The 2,405-nt window shown below is 60.0% G+C and carries 1 protein-coding gene; it reads right to left on the bottom strand.

Annotated elements, in window-relative coordinates:
• Positions 1-607 precede the first annotated feature (607 nt).
• A complete protein-coding gene (locus G6N73_RS35310; RefSeq protein ID WP_165034484.1) occupies positions 608-1,969 on the bottom strand; it encodes a cytochrome P450 in 1,362 nt (453 codons plus the stop codon).
• Between the last annotated feature and the right edge of the window lie 436 nt (positions 1,970-2,405).

Genomic DNA, 2,405 nt, shown 5'->3' with positions numbered 1-2,405 from the left:
ACGTGAGAATGCGGCGGTTTCGATCACCTTAGGCAGTTAATTTGAGAATGCCGAAGGCCAGGATTCTCAAATAAACTGCTAAGGCATTAACTCTCAGGCTGCGCGATTTGGGCATTCGTTCGGCGCTGTGCCAAGCCCACAGTAGAAACGGCTCCGCCGATTCTCGAGCGCTCCATTCTCAAATTAAGTGCATACGTCGCCTCGAAATTCTCAAATTAAGTACACATTCTCAAATTAGGTGCAAAGCTAAGCCTCTGAAATCATTGACTCTGCATTCTCATAATTAACTGCCAAGCGACAGACGGCTTCTTCAGTATCCGTCGATCGCCTCACAAAAAAAGCTCGTTGCCCCGACCGTCCCAACCCTAACGACGTCAGGCTCCTGTGGTATGTCGAGTGTGCGGACAGTGATTTCGCGATCCCGATCGCCGCGTCGGAAATCGACTGCGTCGCACGTCCCGATCAGACCTCGGGCAGATAACTGACCTGTTGCAGAACGCCATGTCGTCAGAAAAGGGTTATCGGACGCCATAGGGGTTACCTACTTGGTCGAGGACGATCGGACGAGACGCGGTCGCCTCGTCTGGCGGGAGAGGATTCCTTCGCTTCAGATCCGCTTCACCGCCAGCCGCACGCCAGTGTCGGGGCGGACAGTCATGGACATGGTCGGCATCGGCAAGGAATTTGGCCCCAGTTCGAAGCGCAAGCGCGCGAGAAGAGTAGCTAGGATGATGTGTGCCTGCATCATTGCGAAGTTCGCGCCGACGCAAACGCGCGGTCCCGCGCCGAAAGGAAGATAAAGATAGCGATCGCGAGCGCGCACGGCCTCCGATGAAAACCTGTCCGGGTCAAATTCATTCGGGCGCTCCCACCACATCTGATGCCGATGGAGTGCGTAGATTGGGAGGAACAGCACGTCGTTAGGCAGGATCTCGCGGCCGCCGAGGGTGTCGGCTCTTCGGACATTGCGCGCCAGCATGCCGACCGGCGGGTAAAGACGCATGGCCTCTTCGATCACCTGCTTCACGTAGGGCGTCGCTTCCATGTGATCGGCGCCTGCAGGCGAATCTCCTAGAGCCGCACGAGCTTCTGCTCGAGCCCGCTCCTGCACCTCTGGATGCAGCGCCAGAAGGAGCAGCGACCAAGACAGCGCCAGCGCCGTCGTTTCGTGGCCGGCCACGATGAAGAACTGCATGTTGTGCAGAAGATCCGTCGGTGACATGCGCCTGCCCGTCTCCGGGTCCTGAGCCTTCAGCATATGGTCGAGAAGGTCGTCAGCGCCGCCGGCTGCCTCCTGTCGCCGCGCTTCTATGGCTCGGGCTACCATGCTGTGCATGGTTCGAACCGCGCCGAGACCGAGCAGCGCCCCGGGCCGAGGGATCCAGTTCGGCACCCGAAGAAAGTCGAGCAAGGACGCCTTCCCAGCGGTCTCGAAATACCTGAGGATGGCATGGCTATAGGCGTCGGCGTCGAAGTGCTCGCGGCCAGACAAAGCCACCTCGCAGATGACGTCAAAGGTGGCTGACAGCATCTCCCCGACTAACTCAGGATGCTCGCTGCCACGCATGAGCCGCTCTGCCGCCCGCTCGGCTGTTGCCGTCATCACCGGCGCCAGTGCCGTCACGTTGCGCTGTGCGAACACTGGCGCGACCGCTCTGCGTTGCCAGCGCCATGAGTCGCCTTCCGAGGTGAACAGGCTGTCGCCAACGGCCGGGCGCAGCATGCGCAGCATCACCTCTGATTTTGGATAGTTCTCGACGTTGTCGAGAACGACGCGGCGAAGCGCCCCCGGATCCTGCACCATATGCCAGCGCGCACCCATGCGCCCCGACACCATCGGCTGGCGGTAAGCCAGCTCCGGGATGAGCTCCAGCACGTTGCGCCGGGCGGCCCGGATGGATTGCAGGATGGAGAGAGGGCGCGTTGGCGGCGCAACGGTCGGCGGCAAGAACTTGGTTGTGTCCAACATGTTCGAGCGCCTCATTTGTGAATTGCGTCTCGGTAAGAAGACGCGGTTCTTCGCCCAAGTCCGAAGATAGGTAGGACGGGTGCGCGTGGGTCACGAGCCTGCCAGAACCGCTCAAGGAGAGCGATACGCCATGAACGAGACTATCAACATTGTTCGCCTTCGTCAGCCCGACGAAATTGATGATCGACTGACGGACGTCCTTCGCAGCGGCGCGCGCGGAGGCTCGGCGCGTTGATCACCGGCGGGGCTTCTTGGGTTCGGTATTAGCGTCCCTCTGCCGGCGCCGTTTTGGAGCGCACTAGCCCGAAGAAGCTTTTGATCAGTGATCCCACAATATCTCCTGGAGCATGTCCTCGACCGAGTGCGGCGAAATTCCAAGTTCTCCAAATCCGGGCATCTCCGGCGATGACACGTTGTCGACCTGCATCAGTTCCAG

Origin of the sequence: Allomesorhizobium camelthorni (assembly GCF_011045125.1) — a bacterium.
Lineage (GTDB): Bacteria > Pseudomonadota > Alphaproteobacteria > Rhizobiales > Rhizobiaceae > Allomesorhizobium > Allomesorhizobium camelthorni.
Note: the sequence above shows the minus strand (reverse complement) of the source record. Positions and strands in the feature narration are given on the sequence as shown.